Origin of the sequence: Brevundimonas sp. UBA7838 (assembly GCF_002500885.1) — a bacterium.
Lineage (GTDB): Bacteria > Pseudomonadota > Alphaproteobacteria > Caulobacterales > Caulobacteraceae > Brevundimonas > Brevundimonas vesicularis_C.
In genome coordinates this window covers 2,894-3,821 of record NZ_DLTK01000041.1, presented here as the reverse complement: position 1 = coordinate 3,821, position 928 = coordinate 2,894, and the positions used below count along the sequence as shown (strand labels likewise).

Here is a 928-nt window from a genome sequence, read left to right as displayed (position 1 = left end):
CGATGACGCCGGTCAGGGACGAGGAGGGGCCGCCCAGGGCGACGGTGTTGGCGACGGCGGTGCTGGTGGCGAAACCGCCTTGCAGCACGCGGCCGTTCGGCGCCTGAACGTAGGTTCCGGCCTCGACCCGGTCGCCGGTCGCGGACTGGCTGGCGTCCACGGCGAAGGTCGCGCCATTGGTGGTGACGCCGAGATAGTTCCCGCGCGCGGTGGTATCGACGCTGAGTTGACCGTCCGCCTCGCCGTTCACGACCACATTGCTGCGGGCCACAGCGGCCCCGGTCATCGACTGGCGCGAGACCAGGCCGGCGGAGGCGGCCGTGACCCCGCCCGCGAGCGCATTGCCCTGGGCGTTGGTGCTGACGGTCACCTGATCGACGGACAGGTCGATATCCACCAGGCCGGTGACGTCGCCGGTCTGGGTCTGGGTGCTGGAGCAGGCTTCGCCGGCTTGCGGGTCGCAGGTCGGCGTTTGCTGGGCGCTCGCCTCAGTGGCGAGTGCGGCGAACGTCGCCGTCGCGGCCATCATGCCAACGAGACGGATCGGCGCGGGTCTGGCCATTGTTGGTGTCCTGAGTGGGATAGGCCGGATAATAGCCGCCGGTCGGACCGACCGTGGAATCGCCGAGCGGATCGTTGGCGGGGTTCAGGCAGATTTCGGGGCCGGGCGCGCCATAGAGGTTGGCCATGAACTCGACTGTGGCCCGTTCGACCAGGGCGCGGACGGCCAGCTGCGTCGGCTCCATCCCGCCCGTGCCGGCCGAGATGTCGAAGACGTTGCCGTTCAGGAAGTCGAACACGCCGGCCGAGATTTCGCGGCCGATGATCTGCTTCTGATAGGAGACGACATCGACCACCTCCAGCGTGGTCGTCTGGACCAGGCGCAGGTCCATGGCGATGTTCATCACATAGACGCGGTGATTGACGA

At 68.2% G+C, this 928-nt stretch carries 2 protein-coding genes; both read right to left on the bottom strand.

The annotated features are described in order from the left end of the window. On the bottom strand, positions 1 to 562 hold a 562-nt coding region (gene hfaD / locus B3T77_RS02770), incomplete at its 3' end, for a holdfast anchor protein HfaD (RefSeq protein WP_292076993.1). Further along, positions 489 to 928, bottom strand: a 440-nt coding sequence (locus tag B3T77_RS02765; RefSeq protein WP_292076990.1) for a CsgG/HfaB family protein, incomplete at its 5' end; no start/stop codon positions are given. The genes B3T77_RS02765 and hfaD, both read right to left, overlap by 74 nt.